This is a genomic window from Mediannikoviicoccus vaginalis (assembly GCF_928097925.1).
Lineage (GTDB): Bacteria > Bacillota > Clostridia > Tissierellales > Peptoniphilaceae > Mediannikoviicoccus > Mediannikoviicoccus vaginalis.
On the sequence record NZ_CAKMRI010000001.1, the window covers coordinates 939,687 to 957,955 of the forward strand.

5 protein-coding genes are annotated in these 18,269 nt (G+C 35.5%); 2 read left to right on the forward strand and 3 right to left on the reverse strand.

Going from position 1 to position 18,269, the window contains the following annotated elements:
- Positions 1-108 precede the first annotated feature (108 nt).
- Both L6651_RS04600 and ychF read left to right on the forward strand, forming a co-directional pair.
- A complete protein-coding gene (locus L6651_RS04600; RefSeq protein WP_237036825.1) occupies positions 109-540 on the forward strand; it encodes a Fur family transcriptional regulator in 432 nt (143 codons plus the stop codon).
- Positions 541-665: 125 nt separating this feature from the next.
- Entirely contained in the window at positions 666-1,757 is a 1,092-nt protein-coding gene (gene ychF, locus L6651_RS04605; RefSeq protein ID WP_237036826.1) for a redox-regulated ATPase YchF, read from the forward strand.
- Positions 1,758-2,824: 1,067 nt separating this feature from the next.
- Here the strand turns inward: ychF and L6651_RS04610 are convergent.
- From L6651_RS04610 to L6651_RS09370, 3 genes are read right to left on the reverse strand one after another with little or no spacing between them, the layout of a single operon-like run.
- Positions 2,825-10,915 (reverse strand): cell wall-binding repeat-containing protein, encoded by an 8,091-nt coding sequence (locus L6651_RS04610; RefSeq protein ID WP_237036827.1) that lies wholly within the window; start codon positions 10,913-10,915, stop codon positions 2,825-2,827.
- 11 nt (positions 10,916-10,926) lie between these two features.
- Positions 10,927-16,635 (reverse strand): InlB B-repeat-containing protein, encoded by a 5,709-nt coding sequence (locus L6651_RS04615; protein WP_255784621.1) that lies wholly within the window; start codon positions 16,633-16,635, stop codon positions 10,927-10,929.
- Positions 16,635-18,179, reverse strand: a complete 1,545-nt coding sequence (locus tag L6651_RS09370; protein WP_255784622.1) for a hypothetical protein — start codon at positions 18,177-18,179, stop codon at positions 16,635-16,637. The genes L6651_RS04615 and L6651_RS09370 overlap by 1 nt, the downstream gene beginning before the upstream one ends.
- Between the last annotated feature and the right edge of the window lie 90 nt (positions 18,180-18,269).

The window sequence follows — 18,269 nt, forward strand, 5'->3', positions numbered from 1 at the left end:
TAACCTTGTAGCGGTTTTTTATTTGTATTAAAATAAATTGCAGAATTTGTGACTATTTTCATCAATAATGTTATAATTAAACTATATTTAAAGAAAGGAGCGAAAATAATGGAAAATAACTTGTTTAAAGACATAAAGACAAGATTAATCGATGCCGAAATTAGGCCAACATATCAAAGAATTAAAATTTTAGAATACTTAGATGAACATAGAACACATCCAACGGCAGATGAAATCTATTCATCACTAGCTCCTAGCATACCAACACTATCCAAGACCACAGTTTATAACACCCTGGCAACCTTTAAAGAGTCAGGACTGGTTAACGAAATTAGAATTAATGGAATAGAAACAAGATTCGATATTATTTTAAAACCCCATGGTCATTTTACCTGTGTGGAATGTGGAGAGCTTTTTGACTTTGACTACAACATAGACTCCTTCGCTACAAAAGATTTAAACGACTACAAGATTTTGAACAAGAGTTTTATTGTAGAAGGCATCTGTCCAAAGTGTTTAAAGACAAAACAAAAACAATAAAAAGCAATTTAAAAAGGATACCTCGGTATTCCTTTTTTATTTAAGAACAAAGGGCCATTACATTTACAATATGGCACAACTATGATAAAATCAGTATGATTTTCAAGCAAAGGAAGGACGATAATATGAAATTAGGAATTGTAGGTCTACCTAATGTAGGTAAGAGTACAATGTTTAATGCAATAACAAAGGCTGGAGCAGAATCTGCAAACTATCCTTTTTGTACAATAGATCCAAACGTGGGAATGGTTGACGTTCCCGATGAAAGATTACAAAAATTAAGCGACATCTCAGGAAGCCACAAGATAATCCCAGCAAGCATAGAATTCTATGACATTGCAGGCCTAGTTAAAGGCGCATCAAAGGGAGAAGGACTTGGAAACAAATTCCTTTCAAACATAAGAGAAGTAGATGCAATAGTAGAAGTGTTAAGATGCTTCAAAGACGATAACATAGTCCACGTTGACGGCGACATCGACCCAATTAGAGATATCGAAACAATAAATCTTGAACTAATCTTTTCCGATATGGAAATGGTAGAAAAAAGACTGGACAAGTCATCAAGAGCATTAAAGGGCAACAAGGAATTAAAACCAGAAGTAGATTTACTAGAAAAACTTTTAAAAGTACTAGAAGAAGGTAAATCAGCAAGAGTTTTAGACTTAAATGATGATGAGAAAAAATTATTAAGAGGCTTTAACTTACTTTCAGACAAGCCAATAATATATGTGGCAAATATTTCAGAAGACGAAGTTTCCGACCCAGAAGCAAACGAATATGTACAACAAATCGAAGAATTTGCAAAGACAGAAAACGCAAAAGTAGTTCCAATCTCCGTAAAGATTGAACAGGAGATATCAGAACTAGAAAAAGAAGAAAAAGAAGAATTCATCGAAGCACTGGGCATAAAAGAATCAGGCGTGGACAGTCTAATAAAAGCATCCTATGACCTACTTGGACTAATGTCCTTCCTAACAACAGGAGAAGTAGAAACAAGAGCCTGGACAATAAAGAAAGGCACAAAGGCAGTAGATGCAGCAGGAAAAATCCACACAGACATATCAAGAGGATTCATCAGAGCAGAAATAGTATCCTACGACGACCTTGTAGAACAAGGCAGCATGAATGGTGCAAGAGAAAAAGGACTTGTGCGCCTAGAAGGAAAAGACTATATAATGCAAGATGGCGATGTGGTCCACTTCCGTTTCAATGTGTAATATGTATAAAGGCAGGTAACTGCCTTTTTTTATTGCCAAAAACACTTCCTTATGCTTACAAACAAGAAAGTGTTTTTGGCAATCACGTGAACTTTCTTGTAGAAAGTTCACGCCAAAGTTCTTAATATATTTTGTAAGGCTTCGCCATACCACTCCATTATTTTCAATACATTTCTTCTTTTTACATTCAGGGACAGGATAAAGGGGATTGCGATTTCCCCTCATATCCTATCCCTGAAACCCAACCTTTTACACCCTTAAAACGCTTGGGGATACCCCAAACCCCAATAAAAGAAGTAGAAAATCTTGTTGGATTTTCATCTAGTTTTATAAGGTGTTTTGGATGTTTTCATTCTTCCTAGAAATGTCTTCCCCTCTTATGTCATCTTGAACGAAAAAATTCAGAAGGAATTTTGTAGTCGAAAGGTTCTTGATCTAACAGAAGACAAAGTCTTCGTTGTAGGTCAAATGTCGATCTCGTTTCACTTTTCAATGAAAAGTGTCAGAAGGCGACCTCGAGATTTTCTTTTTAGAAAATCTCGTTACACCCCGTCACGCATCCAACTTCTCACTTCTAATTTCCCACCTCTCACATATCTTCAATCTTCTCAATAGAAACATTATCCACCTGTACTGTCATTCTGAGCGTAAATTTTTTGGCACAAAAAATTGGAGTCGAAGAATCCCGCATTTGATTTATCAAATGCGTACAATACCTCTAACTTCTATCCTCTCTTCAGTCAAAGGAGCAAAAAGCTTTTGCTTTTTTGAGATCCTTCGAATCGCTGTTGCTCCCTCAGGATGACAAGTACGACATACTTTTGCTGTAATATATCAACCTTCTCCCTCGCCATTTCAATCCTCATTTTCTTATACTTTCTTAGAAATAAAATACCTAACTATGTCATTCTGAGCGAAAAAAATTTCGAAGAAATTTTTGAGTCGAAGAATCTCTCTTTCCGTAAGGAAAGTGTCACCAAAGGTGACTTTATCCCTAGTCACGCGAATAATTTTCAAATCCCCACAAATAAAAAAAGAACTCAGGATTTCTCCCAAGTTCTTTTCATTTACTTACCTAGCTCATTAAGAACTTTATCACTAACCATACTTCTACCACCAATTGCAGTTATCTTTTCAATCTTTGATTTTGCAATATAGTCCTTTAGTGATTGTGGTGCATTGTTTGCTCCTGTCAATAGAATTGGAATATCTAAGATACCACCAACCGGTCCTATTACAAGTGCATCCATCCATTGTTCTCCATTTGCTAAGAATATTTCATTTGCATTATTAAACTTCTTGTTCACAATATCAATAGCTGTTTCATATCTTGAGTTTCCTCTTAATCTTTCAACCACTGTTGGTAATGAAGACTCAAGAGATTTAGCCACTGTTGAGTAACCACCTGCTATTGTTACCTTAGTTATAGATAGGTCTTTAATAGCCTTATTAATTGATGGTGGTACACTGTTTCGTTTAACTAGTAGTATTGGATAGCCTTCCCTAGCTGCGAAAGGTGCAACTGTTAGTGCATCGGCGAAAACTTCACCTGAAGCTACTACGCCGTGACCAATCTTTCCAGTTATTCCAACTACTCTTCTTGCAACTTGTGCAGAAGTTTCATATCTGTCCCTACCATAGATCCTTTCAACTTCATCCTTATCAAACTTAGCAAGCTCTTTCTTAACAGCTTCTGATACCGATGAGTTACCACCTACGATAATTACATCCCTTGCACCAAGCCTTTGAATTTCAGCAGCAACCCTTGGATCAAGTCTATTAGTTTCAGTTAATAAAATAGGTGCATTTAGTAATTTTGATAACACTGATGCAGTCATTGCGTCAGGGAAATCTTTTCTATCTACAACTATTACAGTGTTTGCTTGACCAAAGTACTTCTTAGAAATTTCAATAGCAGTGTCAGTTCTGTCCTTACCACCAATTCTTCCACCATCAGGCTTGTTCGGATCTTTTTCGTCCGTAGGATTTGATGGTCCTGGTACAACTATAACATCTTTTTCTCTCTCTTTGTACTGAGCTGTATGAGTTGTATCTTCAGAATATTTTGTTTTAACTGTAGGATCCCATCCAGTAAAGTCATAACCTTTATTTGGTGTAACTTTTGGCGCTGTTATATTAACATCTGTGTCCTTTAGAACCCAATACTCTTTTGTTTCAGTATCAGCTATAGTTCCATGTTCGCCTTTATCAAAAGTTACTTTTACATAATTTTCCTTATCATTTGGATCTTCTGTTAAAACTTTCTTTAGATATTGTGCTGTTAATACTATGTCTTTATTGATTGGTGTTGATTTATCCTTATCCCAACCAACATGTTTCCATTCATAGTCTGCCTTTACTTCTGGATAGGTCAAATCAGATAGTTTCTTTCCTGATTTTGGATTTATATAGTAAACATCTGTTTGATTTTGATCAATAGTTCCATGTTCGCCTTGTTTGAATGTTACAGTTACATAACCATTAGGTTTTGGCTTATCTCCTGGAATTATATCGTCTAACTCTTCATATTGAGCTGTAATCTTTGTGTCTTCTGTAAATGTTCGAGTTAATTTACTATCCCAAGCATCATTTCCATCTTTTTGTTTCCATCCAGTTTCTGCTTTTACTGTTGGTGCAGGTACTGTTACTTCTTTATTTGGTCTTACATAGTAAACTGTTTGTCCACTTAAAGTACCATGTTCCCCCTTATCAAATGTTACAGTTAAATACCCTTCTGGTTTATCAGATTCATCAGTATTCTTTTGAGGAATTACATCATCAATTTCATTGTATAGAGCTGTTATGACATCTCCATCTGAATATTGAATCTTCTTTGATATTTGAGTATCCCAGTCTGCAAACTTATATCCAACATCCGCTTTAACATTAGGGGCCTTATCTATAAGAGCCACTGCTTTATTTGGGTTAAGATAGAAAACAGTATTGCCTTCTAATGTTCCATGCTCACCTTTGTCAAAAGTAACTGTAATGTAGCCTTCTGGTCTGTCAGAACCATCTGTTTTTTCTTGAGGAATTACATCATCTAGTGCCTTAAATGTTATTGTATAAGTTGCATCCTCTGTATATTTCTTACTTGTAATTTCTGGATCCCATGATGCACCTTCAGCAGTATAACCTACATTCGGTTTCTTAATTAGAGCTTCGGCTTTTTCTGTTAAGTCTACTTTCTTTGATCCATTTACATAATAAACAGTTTCTCCTTCTAAATTACCATTAACAGCTTTAAATGTTACAGTAACATATCCTTCAGGTTTTTCATTGTTTTTACCTGGAATAATATCTTCTAGCTTTTTGAAATTACCTTTTACTGTTGTGTTTTCAGTATACTTCTTAGCTGTTGTAGTATCTTGGTCCCATTTTTCAAATTCATATCCTGTATCAGCTACTGTCTTTGGTTGAGGAACTGTTACATCCTTTTCTGGATTTACATAATAAGTTGTAACTTCTTTATCTACAATCTTTCCACCTTCTGCTGGTTCAATTACAAATGTTACTTTCACGTAATTATCAGGTACATTTGGTTTATCATTTCCAGTTTGTGGTACAACATTATCTACAACAGTTACTGGAACTTTAACTACGACAGTCTTTCCATTTGGATAGGTTACTTTTACACTTGCTGTAGTTTTTCCTGCTTTACTTACATCTGGTTCTCCATTTTCTGCATATTCAAATGTTGTATTTTCAGGTAAATTATCTCTGCTTTCAGTATTGTTACTATCGAAAATATTCTCGATTAAATCCTTAGCGTCTGGTGTAACATTTACCGGAGTTATTACATTTTTCTTTCCTATTGGAGCAGCAATTAATTCTCCAGGATTTACTAATGCTTTATATTGAGCTGTAATTTCCGTATCTTGAATAAATATTCCCTTTATGTTTTCATCATTCCAAGAATCTATCGTACCTGTTGTTACGGTCCAGCCTTTGAAATCATAAGTGTATTCAATACCACTAATGGTTTCTTTTATACCTTCTGGTTTGTTTTTAATAGTAACTTCCTTAGTTGGATTTACAAAATAAACTTTATTTTCTGTATCTTTTGCCTTTTCCGTTGGAATAAGAGTTACAGTTACATATCCGTCAGGTTTTTCTTGGTTATCATTTGTTTTTGGAATAACATCATCAAGCGCTTTGAAGATAAATTTAATTTCTGTATCTTCACTAAATGTTTGCTTCAATTCTTTATCCCAACTTCCTCCTTCTGCTGTGTATCCAGTATTTGGAGTCTTGGTTATAGCTTTAGCTTTTTCTGTTAAATCAACTTCTACCTTTGGATTTACATGGTAACTTGTTGTTCCTGCTAAAGTTCCATTTCCATCAGCTACAAATGTTACAGTTACATAACCTTCAGGTTTAGTTTGGTCACCTGGAATTATACTATCCAGTGGTGAATATTGTGCTGTAATTTCATAAGTTGGAGCATCAGCACTTAGATTTACTGTTAAACCCTTGTCCCAATTTTCAAATTTGTATCCTACGTTAGGCTTTACAGTTGGAGCTGGAATATTAACTTCTACCCCTGGTTTGATCCAATATTCTGTAGTTCCTGATAATGAGCCATTAGTTCCTGGTTTAAATACAACTTTTACATATCCTTCTACTTCTTTTTCAGAAATATTTCCTGGATCATTATAAAGAGCTGTGATTTTAGCACCATCTTCATATTGAATTGCTTGGTCAATAGATATATCCCAACCTGCTGAAGTATATCCTGTATTAGGCTTAATAGTAGGATCTTGTCCTTCAAGAACTACAGCTTTATTAGGATTTACATAGAATATAGTATTACCTTCTAGTTCTCCATGGTCGCCCTTAACAAATGTTACTGTAATATAACCTTGAGGCTTTTTATTTTCTCCACCTTGTGGATTTTCTTTTGGAATTACATCATCTAATGCTTTGAATGCAAATGTATAAGTTTCATCCGCAGCATACTTCTTTGATTCTATTGATGGTGACCAAGTTCCACCTTCTGATGTGTATCCAGTATTTGGATTCTTAGTTATATCTTTAGCTTGTGTTGTTAAATCAACTTCCACCTTTGGATTTACATGGTAGCTTGTTGTGCCTGTTAAAGTTCCATTTCCATCAGCCACAAAAGTTACCGTTACATAGCCTTCTGGTTTTGGCTTATCTCCTGGAATTATATCTTCAAGTGTTTTGAAGTTTCCTTTTACTGTTGTATCTTTCTCATACTTCTTATCTTTTGTAGTATCAGTATCCCATTTGCCAAACTCATAACCTGTTTCAGCTTGGGTCTTTGGTTGAGGAACTGTTACTTCTTTAGCTGGGTTTACATAATAAACTGTAACTTCTTTATCTACAATTTTTCCACCTGCTGCCGGTTCAATTATAAATTCGACTTTCTTATATCCAGCTGGTTGTTTATTTTCACTTCCATCTGGATTTGTTTTTGGAATTATATCTTTCAAACCATTAAAGCTTCCAGTAATAGTAGTATCTTCTTTATAAACTGTAGGGATTGTAGCGTCTTTATCCCAAGTTCCAAATACAAAACCTGTTTCAGCCTTTGTTGCTGGCGGGTTAATTGTTACATATTCTGTTGGATTTACATAGAATTTTGCAATGCCATCTATTGAACCTTTAGATTCATCTCCAGTTTTAATAACAAATGTTACTTCCTTGTAGCCTTTTGGCTTTTCATTAGGTTTATCGTTCTTATCTTTTTCTGGAATAACATTATCAAGCTTTGTAGCCTTTGCTGTTACAACTATATCAGTAGCTTCAATTACAAGGCTATCTTCTTTGTCCCACTTGTCAAACTTATATCCTGTACTTACTTCATATTTTGGTTTTACAAGTTCTTCATTGCCAAGTGTGATTCCTGCATTTTTCTTTACATAATATGCTTTTTGCTCTATTAATTTTAATCCAGTATCAGCCGCAAAAGTTACTCTTACATAGCCTTCTGGTCTTGGCATTGGGTCTGGAACACTTGGGTCGTAAGGAATTATATTTTCTGTTTCTCCATAGGTTGCAGTGATTACTGTTGTTGCATCAGTAAACTTTTGTGCAGTGCTTGGAGTATAAACTTCTCCCTTAGCATCTGCTCCCATCTTCCATTCTTTGAAGGTGTAGGTAGCCTTAGCTTCTGGATTTGCAATTGGAATTATTACATCCTTCTTAGGATTTACATAGAAGATCTTTTCTGTTATATCTGTCGCCTTATCAGTTGGAACGAATTTTACCTCTACATATCCATCTGGTTTTTCATTACCTTTACTTGGAATAACATCAGGAAGTTTTTCATAGTAAATCTTTATTGTTGCTTTATCTTTTAAAGCATATTTTGAATTTGCTGGGTTTAGTTCAATTCTGTTGAACTTATAGCCTATAAACTTTGGAGCATTGTCTTTTGTGTAGACATCATTAGCTATCGCTTCGCCAGCTGTGCCTTCTTTTTCTGTTGGATATTTTTCTGTGTCAATCTTAAATTTATCAGCAATAGGCTTGCCATCTAGGTCAAGGTAAGCAATTTTTGCACTTGCTTTGCCATAGTGGGCATAGAAAGTATCTCCTGTTGGCTTATACGTTTCTGAATCCCAGCCTTTGAATTTAATCCCATAGTCATCAGCAACTTTTGTTCCATCTGCTGCCTTGTCATACCATCCAATAAATTCAAAACCATCTTTAGTTGGCTTGCCATATTCTTCTTCTACCGCTTGTCTAACTTCAGCAAAAGTTACTCCGGCAATATCAGGTTTTGCTTCTGTAAAGTATACATAAACAGTTTTTTGAGTATCTGTTGGTGAGCCAAATTGACCGTCGTTGGCATCAAATACAACCGGGAAGTATTGGGTTTCTTTGTTTGACTTATCTTCTGTGGTTACTTTTTTATTGTATTTGTATGTGATTGTATCCAGATTATTAGGATCTGTTGGATCTTTATATTTAGGTCCCTTTATTGCATCTCTATCACCATTAACATATCCCTTAAATTCAGGTCCTTGTTTAGGAATATCTTCATCTTTAACATCTGAATTTAGCTTACCTGATTTGTCTGAAGGATACTCTATTCCATCGATTTGATAGTCAGCAGAAATTTCATCGCCTTTTTCATCAACGTATTTGATGTTAATTATACCTTGCTTTTCTTTTTCATATTGGGCCTTGATAGTTGTCTCTCCACTAAATTGATGTCTTGGTTTTTCTTTAAGCTTGTATTCAGTATCTGTCCCATCAATTAGCCACTTAGTAAATAGATTGTCCCCTGTTCCTGTTGGGTCTTTCCCTGGTATAACAACTTTAGCATCTGGGTTTACATAATAGACTGTCCTTTGTGGATCCTTGGCCTTTGTTGTTGGATCAAGAGTTACTTTTTTGTATCCATCTGGTACATAATAAGGCTTTTCTGCTAAAGTCTTTGCTTCGTAGATATTTTTGATAATCTTTATAGGGATTTCTACTTCTTGGCTTGTGCCATTTTTGTGAGTTACTTTTGCCTTAACAGTTTCTTTTCTTGTAGGTTCATCATTAGGATTATCTTTTTCTTTTAACTTTCCATATAGAAAATCTTTTAAACTTTCATCAGTTGTATATTCCGTTTCTCCATCAACTATTGCAAATGTGTCGTCATTTGCTAATGCTTGTGGATCTCCATTTCCATCCTTTATCTTTACTTGTTTCTTTAAAGTTTCAAGTGTTGGAATAAAGTCATTTACATAGCCTGTTTCATCTTTAAATGATTCATTAACTGTTAATTCTTCTGTTGTAATTTCGTTGTTGTCCCAAATTGCATAGAAAGTCTTTTTTTCTGTGATATTTTTAAAGACTTCATCTGTTACAGGAGTTTTGCCATCTTGAGTTGTTGACCAGCCTTTAAAGGTTTTTCTGTCCTTTGTAGGATCTTCAGCCTTGTCAGTTAAAGTGCCTTCATATTCTACTTCTTTTACGATTTTAGTTTCTGTATCAGGTGCTGTAAAATTAGCAAACTTACCACCATTTGCATCAAAGGTTACAGGGATGACTTCTGTCATAGTAAGCTTTCCGCCGTTTATAACATCGTATTGTAAGTCATACTTAAACTTATACTTTATAGGGCTATCTTCTAAACTTGTGATTACTTTATTTGCTTCATCAATATTGTAGGTTGGTGTTCCATCAATATCATTTTCGTCTTCAAACTCAAGACCTTGAACTACCTTAACATCTGGAACATTCCTAAAAGAGCCTGCTGAGTCCTGATCATATGGAAGGTCAGGTGGGTTAGCTGGATCGTAATTATTATTCCTAAGTTGGATAGATTCTGTATTGTTTTTAGGAAAGGCGATCAAATTTTCGATTTCATTTCCATATAAGTCTTTGTTCTTGGTGTTGTATAAACCTTCAACAACTGGCCTAGCATCTTCTCCCAAATTGGCCTTCCATTCAGATGAAAATCTAGTAGATGCAACTTGTCCTAGTTCCAACTTAAGTGGAATAGTCGCAACATTTCTACCTTGCTCATCCTTCTTAAAAGTAGATTTTTCATCTGTAGTGCCAAGTTCCATAGTTAAAAGCTTCACCTTATCTGTCAATTGATAATCTAAAGCTGCATCATATTCATATGGTTCAAGTTTATCAGAATAAAGTGGAAGTAAGGCTTCTTTTCCAAAGGTATCTAGCCACTTATATTGTCCACCTTCACTAACTAAGAGTGTATAACGTCCAGTTTCTTCTCTAGTTTTCGCATCTCTTTGTATAAAGTGGATTTTCGCATTGGTTGGATTTCCATTAGAGTCTTCCCCAAAAATTTCCTTCCATTGAAATTCTTTTTCAGTACCGTTATCATTTAATCCTACTGTTTTAAAGTTTACATGGACTTTCCCATAGGCTACAGCCTTTTCTTCATCTGTAGGATTTTGACCTGGTAAATAAGGATTATCTGCCGAGAATAATCCTGCACCATGTTCTCTTTTTCTTATTTTCTGATTTTCTCTCGCTTGTTTTTGGATTGCTAAGATAGTTTTATTATCCAACTTAGGATAATCTTTTGTATCTAACTCTCCAACTTTGACGAGATCTTGTTTGGATTCTTTATCCGAAGAGCCATTAGCTGCTAAGGCTACTCCCGGTACAATAGTTTGTACCAGGATTAGCATAGCAAGCATAAATGCTGTTATTTTTTTCTTCATTCATTCTCTCCTTACTTCACCATATAAGATTTTACTGGTGATTTGATTCCATCTTTCTCAGCCCAATATTTAATTAAATCCCCTGATTGGACTGCTTGAGGTAGAGTGAAATATACTATTTTTTCTTTAACAATACGTCTACCTTTTCTTCTTGTCTTAGTTTCTACTTTTGGTTCAAGAACTGTTTCTTGTCCATTTATAGTTAGTTCTAGTTTTCCTGTTGCACCTTTTAAGTCTTTTATTACATGGACAATTTTATCTCCTGCTTTCGGTAGTTGAATTTCCATGTTTGGAATATCTACTCCATTTGCAGCAATTGTTGTATTGTCTTTAAAAGTATCAACTACAAGTCCATCTTTTAATATTCTACCTTGCCATTCTCTAAACTCATAATTGTCTACTTTGTTGTAAACAACAGGTGGCTTAATCTTAACTTCTTTATTTTTAGCAACATAGAATTTATATGCAGTATCCATATATGCTTTTTCTTTAGGTACTACAAATGTTACTAATACCATGCCCTCTGGCATTTCTTTTTTAATTTCTTCATCAGAAGTTCCCGGTTCTATTGGTATAACATCAGCTTCTGGTTCGTATTGCGCTGTAAACTCTACATTTTGTTTTTCAAGTTTAAGCGCCTTGTCCCAGCCTTCATTATCAGCTTTTGCCTTGTAGTATTTATCTGGAACAATACCTGGAACTACTAAACCTGCTTGAACAGCTTTAGCAAAGTCATAGTCTTTGGCAACTTTGTAAGTTACTTTTTCAACATTTTTATTTTGTCCTTCTTTTAGCGTTCCATGTTCACCCTTTAAAAAGGTAACTTTGATAAATTGTTCTTCGACAGTATCATTTTCACCAATCTTTTGAACAGGGTCTTGCCAAATAGCAATTAAAGTCTTGTCTGCTGTAATTTGAGTTGTGAAATCGAAGTAATCTTTGTCACTTTCTTTTTCTTTCCAACCCATAAAGACCTTACCATCTAATTTTGGTGCCTCTGGTTTATTTGCAGTTTGTCCATGTTCGACTGTTTGACTGTCTACATTACTTCCACCTTTAGAGTCGAATGTTACTGTGTGGCTGTTGGTCTTCCACTGTGCTGTGGCTGTTCTGGCTTTTTCAAGTTTAACTTGTTCACCTGGTTGGTAAATTTTCTCATCTTCATCTAATTTCCATCCAGCAAAGCTTGCTTTTGGTTTTTTAAGATTTCCAGGTCCTGCTAGTCCAACTATTTCTCCATATTTTGCTGTTGCTTTGTCTGGAACATCTCCAGTTACATCATCTCCACCTTTTTCATAGGTCAATGTTACTTCTCCTAATTGGAATATAGCAACATGAACTCTTTCGCTTGTGATTGGAGTATTTTCATCAATGTTTTCTTGCCATTCTTTAAATACATAGTTTGTATTTGCTATCGTTGTTGGAACTGCAAGTTGTTTATCTTTTGCTGTTTCGTCTTCGCCTAAAACTTTTAAAGTAATTCCTGCATTTGGATTTACATAGTAGATTTTTTCTAATTTTTCGCCTTCAAGCTTACCCTTATTTTCATCTTCTGTTTTGAAAGTTACTTTTACATAGCCTTCTGGGATAACTTGTTCAGGGTCGTCAATTTTTTCTACTATATCATCTGACTTATCAAAGTTAAATACAAATTCAGTTACAGGATCTGTGAATGTTTCTTTTAAAGCTTTATTATCTTTGTTAGTCCAATTTTCTCCATTTACAAAGTATCCAATATCTGGAGTTTTTATAACTTTACCAGCTGATTCAGTCATATCCACTTCTACTTCTGGACTTACATAGTAAACTAAGTCTCCGGATACTGTTCCACCTGTGCCTGCTTTGAAGATTACTTTCACATAATTATCCAAAGCGTCCTTAGGTCTTTGTCCACCTGGTGCTTCTGGAATTATGTTTTTGAGAACTTCTACAGGTATTACAACTGGATTGTCATTTGTTCCTTGAGTTGATCCGTCTTTGTACTTAACGATAACTTTAGCTGGTTCATTGCCAACTGTATTTCCATCTGGTTTTGAAATAACTTCTATTGATTTAATTTCTTTACCCTCTTGTGGTGTAATTTGTTTAACTAAATCTTCATTTGTTATTTCTTTACCTTGTGGTGTATCTAATTTTGTAGTCTTTAATGGCTCTTCAATCTTGCCTGGTTGAATTGATTTTTTATAAGCAGATTCAATTACTGTTACTTTGTCAGTAAATTTATTCTTAGCTAAGTCAATTTTTACTGCTGGTGTTACATCTTTTAACTTATCATCAGCTTCTCCAGTTTGAACCTTTTGCCATTCTTTAAAGATATAGTTAACTTTCTTTTTGCCAAGTTTCGGTATATCAACTTCTTGGTCTGATTTACCTGTTGGATTTGCTACTACTAGATTGACTTCCTTAGTAGGGTTAACCCAGAATGTTTTTTCAAATGCTGTTGCATCTGTTGCTTTATCAGTTGTTTTTACTATAACTTTTACATAAGAATCAGGTACATCTGGTTTCTTTTTTGGATCTGTTTGTTCTACTACATCCTTAGCGTCCTTTGGACTAATTACTGTATCTTCAGTAAATTTATGTCGTTTTCCAAAATCAAAAATTCCATTCTCTGCTTGTTCTTCGTTTTGAGCAGCCTTGTCAGCTGTCCAATTGACAAATGTTGATGAACCTTCAGTTTTAACTTCTGGTATTTCCACCCATGCATTTTTATTTACATAGTAAATTTTGTCGTCTTTAGCGTTAAAGTCTTTGCTTGCTTTTATCGTAACCATTACATAGTCGCCAGTTACATCACTTAATCCACCATCTTTAGCTTCTTTACCTTCAGCTTCTTTTAAGAATAGTGGCTTGTCGCCTTCCTTGTTTAGTGCTTCGTAGACATTTTTGTAAACTTTGATTGGAATAGTTAGCTCTTGTGGGTCTTTGCCGTCTTTGAAAGTAACTTTAGCTGTAATGTTTACTGTGCGAACAAGCTCTTCTTTATCGGCCTTGCCTATTTCTTTTACTAAATTATAAACTTGGTCATCTGTTGTTATTTTATTACCTGCTTCGTCAAAGAACTCTATTATTGTTCCTGCTGGTAGTTTTTTAACTTCATCTTTTTCTTTCCAAACAAGTTGTTTCTTTAAGTCTTCAATCTTTGGAGCAAAGTCGTTTGTCCACTTGTCATTTTCATCTTTATAAGCTTCTGTTCTTACTAGACCTTTTGCACTTAGTCCTGACCATTCAAAGTAGGCTGTAAATACATAGAAGTCTTTTGTATCATTATCAACTATTGTGTTTTTGTTTAATAACTTACTATTATCCCATTTTGTAAACTTCTTACCATCGTCTGGTGTGATATAATACTTACCTTCTTCTTTTTTACTTTCTTCAATAGGGCCTCCTGGAACTGGAAGTAAGTCTGACTTAAGTCCATCTATTACATCATAGTGAAGTTCTGTTACAGATTTTCCATCCTTATCCGTGAAAGCTCCACCCTTGTCTTTTTCATCTATCTTGAATGTGACTCTTACATAACCTTCTGGCGGCTCTTTATCTCCAGGAACTTCGATTACTCTTACGTCCTTATAGTAGAAGGTAATTTCATCTTTGCCTGTACCGTTGATACCTAAGAATTCGTTGGTTTCTTCGTTTAGGTCAAAGAAAAGTTGTTGTTGAGGGTCGCTAGTTAAAACCCAACCTGGGATTGGTCTATAGTTTCTTGCATCATAGTGACGATTACCATTTGTAACAAGCTCTTGGCCTATAATAGCTGCATCTTTTTCGTTTTCTTTGCCTTTAAATCTTTCATCTATATAGTTAACCTTGTATTCACGTTGTCTAAAAGGTCTATAGAAGAAGTGGAATTCATTGCCCTTGTAGTTAGGATTAGCAATCATTTCACTTGAGTCAGGATCTTTAATCTTTTCTGGCTCTATACGTTGGTTTTGGAAATAGGTATTGTTAAAACCAAAATCTTCATTATACTTTTTATAAAGATCTGTTATTTTTTTATCTTGAGACTTTTCTAGCTCTTCATGAGGTGCAAGAATCCATTTTTGGCCTTGTTGGTCTCCAGTTGTTGCAGTATAGTAACCGGTTCTCTTGTCTTCAAGATATTCTACAAGTGGAGCTCCATCCTCTTTGCAGTCCTTGTCTAAGAAGTGGTGTACTACCTTTACATCTACTCTTTGGTTTGGATTCCAAATCGCTTTTAGGTAAATTGGACTTACAACGTCGTTACCAAAGGTATAAAGTTCTGGTACTCCATATTCGTCACGATATGAAGTGTCTATTTCATCTGTATAATCACCAGTTTTTTCATCCTTCTTATAATGAATTACTTCCCAACCCATAAAATCATAGCCTTTTCTTACAGGTTCTACAGGTTTTACTAGTTTTTGTCTTTGGATTACTGTAAATACTTGTTTGTCGCCGTCATTTTCTTCTTTTTTAGCATAGGTATTTATTTCTTCTTGGCCTATGTCACCTTCTTGGATTTTTTTACGTTCTGTTGTTAGTTTTTCTTCTTTAATTGTCTTTAGTCTTCCACCATCTGGGTCAAATGTTACCTTCCATTTGTAGTCTGGCTCGCCCCATTTTGCGTATAAGTTAACTGGGTGGAAAGGCATTGTTTCGTCCTTGTTTTCCCAAACGAGTTTTGTGCCGGCAGGGTCTAGTGCCCAGCCCTTGAAGACCATTTGATCTGATAAGCCTTCTGGTCTTTTAACTTTTAACTTGCCATCAGTATCTGTAAAAACAAGGTCTGTAAGGCCTAATTTTTGTAAATTTCCTGGATTATCTAGTAAGTTTTTAGGTCCTTCCTTTGTACCTACTTTCTTGTATTCATCATTTGAATCTACATCAGGACTTAGGGCCTTTAGTGGGAATTCATAAAAAGTATCTAATTGGTTTGTGCTATTAAACTCACTATCGTCCTTAATCTTTGATGGATCGTAGTTAAACCTTAGTGGGTACTTGTTACGTTTGTAATGGAATTGTAGGTAGCCGTTTTCTTTAAACGCACTTTTTTCTCCTCCTAATGGATCGCCATACTCATCGGTATCGCTAAAGAAGGCCGGTATAAAGTCCAGCTGGCCGATAGGAAGTTTTATTCCATTGTTGTTATAGTATGTCCCACTATTGTTAGGGTTTATTTCGTCACGCTCGTCGTTTAGTTCATCAATTCTATCTTCGTCCACACGACCATCATCCTGCTGACCCTCTCGGATTACCGGCCATTCTTTTTTAGGGTCATACCCATAAGGGGTAAAGCCCTGTACTCTTGGGTACCTGTGACCATATAACGGGTCAGATGTATCTGCCTTGGTCCTAACAAGGTCATAACGGATAATGGTTTCGCCATCCTTAAAGCCGTCCATCCAAAAGTCCATATGGTGAGGAATAGATGGCTTGTCCTGTTTTATACCAAAGGAAAGGGTTGTGAAATCGAATCTATCTAAATCCATGGTTGTGCCGTCGCCCTTGTCTATCTTCTTGGTATAGCCACCCCAGTCGGTGTAGTTTCCCATATCTAGGAATTCCTCGGCATTTAGCCTGTATGGTGGTGTGTCCAGGTGCTTTGGCCAATTAGGTACAGAGTAGTTTGGTCCCCAACCAAAGCTTTGATATCCAGGAGTAAAGCCCTTGGTTTGCTTAGCATCGTTTGGCCATTTATACATCATTTCATTAAATCTAGCCTTGTAGTGGTAGAGATTGCCAGGTCCACCCTTCATTACCGCTTCACCTTTTTTTCGTCGTATCCCCAAATTTCAGGGTAGAAGGTGTTTTCTTCAGGTTGTGCATTGGACTTAGTAAAGTAAAGGTCGTAGACCTGTCTGTCGTAGTAGATATTGTAGACAGTTTTGCCTGTAGCTGATATAGACTTTACCACATTTGAATTATTAGGGTCCTTGTTTTGATCATGAGTTAAATCTTTGTTGTAGACAAAGAACTTGTTTAGATAAAGATTTCGGCCTTTATTAAATTTATCGCCATTCCATATCTTTTGTAAGCGAGCTTGGTTTAGGTCTGGGAAGACTATGTCTTTTACAGGTTCTGCATCAAGGTTTGGTGTAGATCCTGTTTTAGCATCCTTATGAACATGGGTTCCCATATATTCGTACTTGTCCATTATAGATGCATTATCAGCGTGGTCAGATTTTTCTACCCAGAACTGGATTGCGTAGTCTGCCTTTTCCTTGTCCTTCCAAACTGCTGTGAATTTAAGTCTTTCTCTTGATTTTTCGTCCTTGCCTAATAAAAGTGCAGGCATTTTAAGATGCACATCTAAATCAAAGGCAGGTTTCCCATCTGCTTTATTAATAATTTGTCCTTTTGGATAATCTTTTCCAGCTTTATCCTTTAAATCATGGGACGGCTTCCAACCAAGAAAATCACAACCTATTTTTGTTGGGATATTTTCTTTTTCTATTTTTGGAATTTCTTGGTCATAGTAATAAGTTCTTGTTGGGAGTGGTGTTCCGCCCATAGTGTCAAAGTCTACATTGTAATGGGCACGGTTGTAACGGTACTCAAGCACAAAGTCTGTAGCGTCCTCTGGCACTTGCATTGTTATATATGGCGCTTCTGGAACAAAACCTCGTCTATCCTTTTCTTCTAATGGACTTACTTCCATGGTGGATCCAGTGTTTCCATTTTGAGTGGTAATAAGTTCCCCTTCTTCTCCAACAGTGCCATTAGGATTGGTGTACTTGGTAAAGTCATTCATATCTTGGAAAAGATGTTTTATTTTTATTTCATTTGCCTTGGCTTTGTATCTAAAATCTTGCTCTGCAAAAAATCTAAATCCGTTTTCCTTATTACCTGTTTTACCTTTACCATCTGCAACATTTTTTACAGTGTCATAGTCAATGGTATAAGTATCATCTAACTGTGACTTGTCATAGCCTGCAAGGTCTGGTAAAGTTATTTCTTGTTTTACCTTAGCTTTTTCCTCTGGCGTTGCATCTGCACCTACACTGGCTATGTAGGGTTGGTAATTGATTTCATATTTATCACCCTTTTGCACCTTGTAGTCGGTACGTAGTGTGTAGATAGCTGGCTGTTTTGGATTTTTAATTAATTCCTTAGCATTTTCTCCTTCTTTTAATTTAGCCGGTGTAACGTCTTTATCGTTAATAATCTCCGACTTGTCTTTTGTTAGGTTATCATAGTCTGACGGTTTAGGCGCTGCCAAGCTTTGTAAAGGTAAACTTGTTACAAGCATAATGGCTACTAACAAACCGCTTAAACCCCTTTTGAAAATTTGTTTCAACATCTTCTTCCTCCTGTTTTTATTTTCTTATTTCTAGAAAAATGTTTTTTTGCCTTTAAAAAATTTTAATTTTTGAATCTCAAAATTTTTTGC

What these genes read in the sequence shown, in the direction of transcription:
- L6651_RS04610 (WP_237036827.1), bottom strand. Translation starts at nt 10,915, where the DNA reads ATGAAGAAAAAAATAACAGCATTTATGCTTGCTATGCTAATCCTGGTA.
- L6651_RS04615 (WP_255784621.1), bottom strand. Translation starts at nt 16,635, where the DNA reads ATGAAGGGTGGACCTGGCAATCTCTACCACTACAAGGCTAGATTTAAT.
- ychF (WP_237036826.1), top strand. Translation starts at nt 666, where the DNA reads ATGAAATTAGGAATTGTAGGTCTACCTAATGTAGGTAAGAGTACAATG.
- L6651_RS04600 (WP_237036825.1), top strand. Translation starts at nt 109, where the DNA reads ATGGAAAATAACTTGTTTAAAGACATAAAGACAAGATTAATCGATGCC.
- L6651_RS09370 (WP_255784622.1), bottom strand. Translation starts at nt 18,179, where the DNA reads ATGTTGAAACAAATTTTCAAAAGGGGTTTAAGCGGTTTGTTAGTAGCC.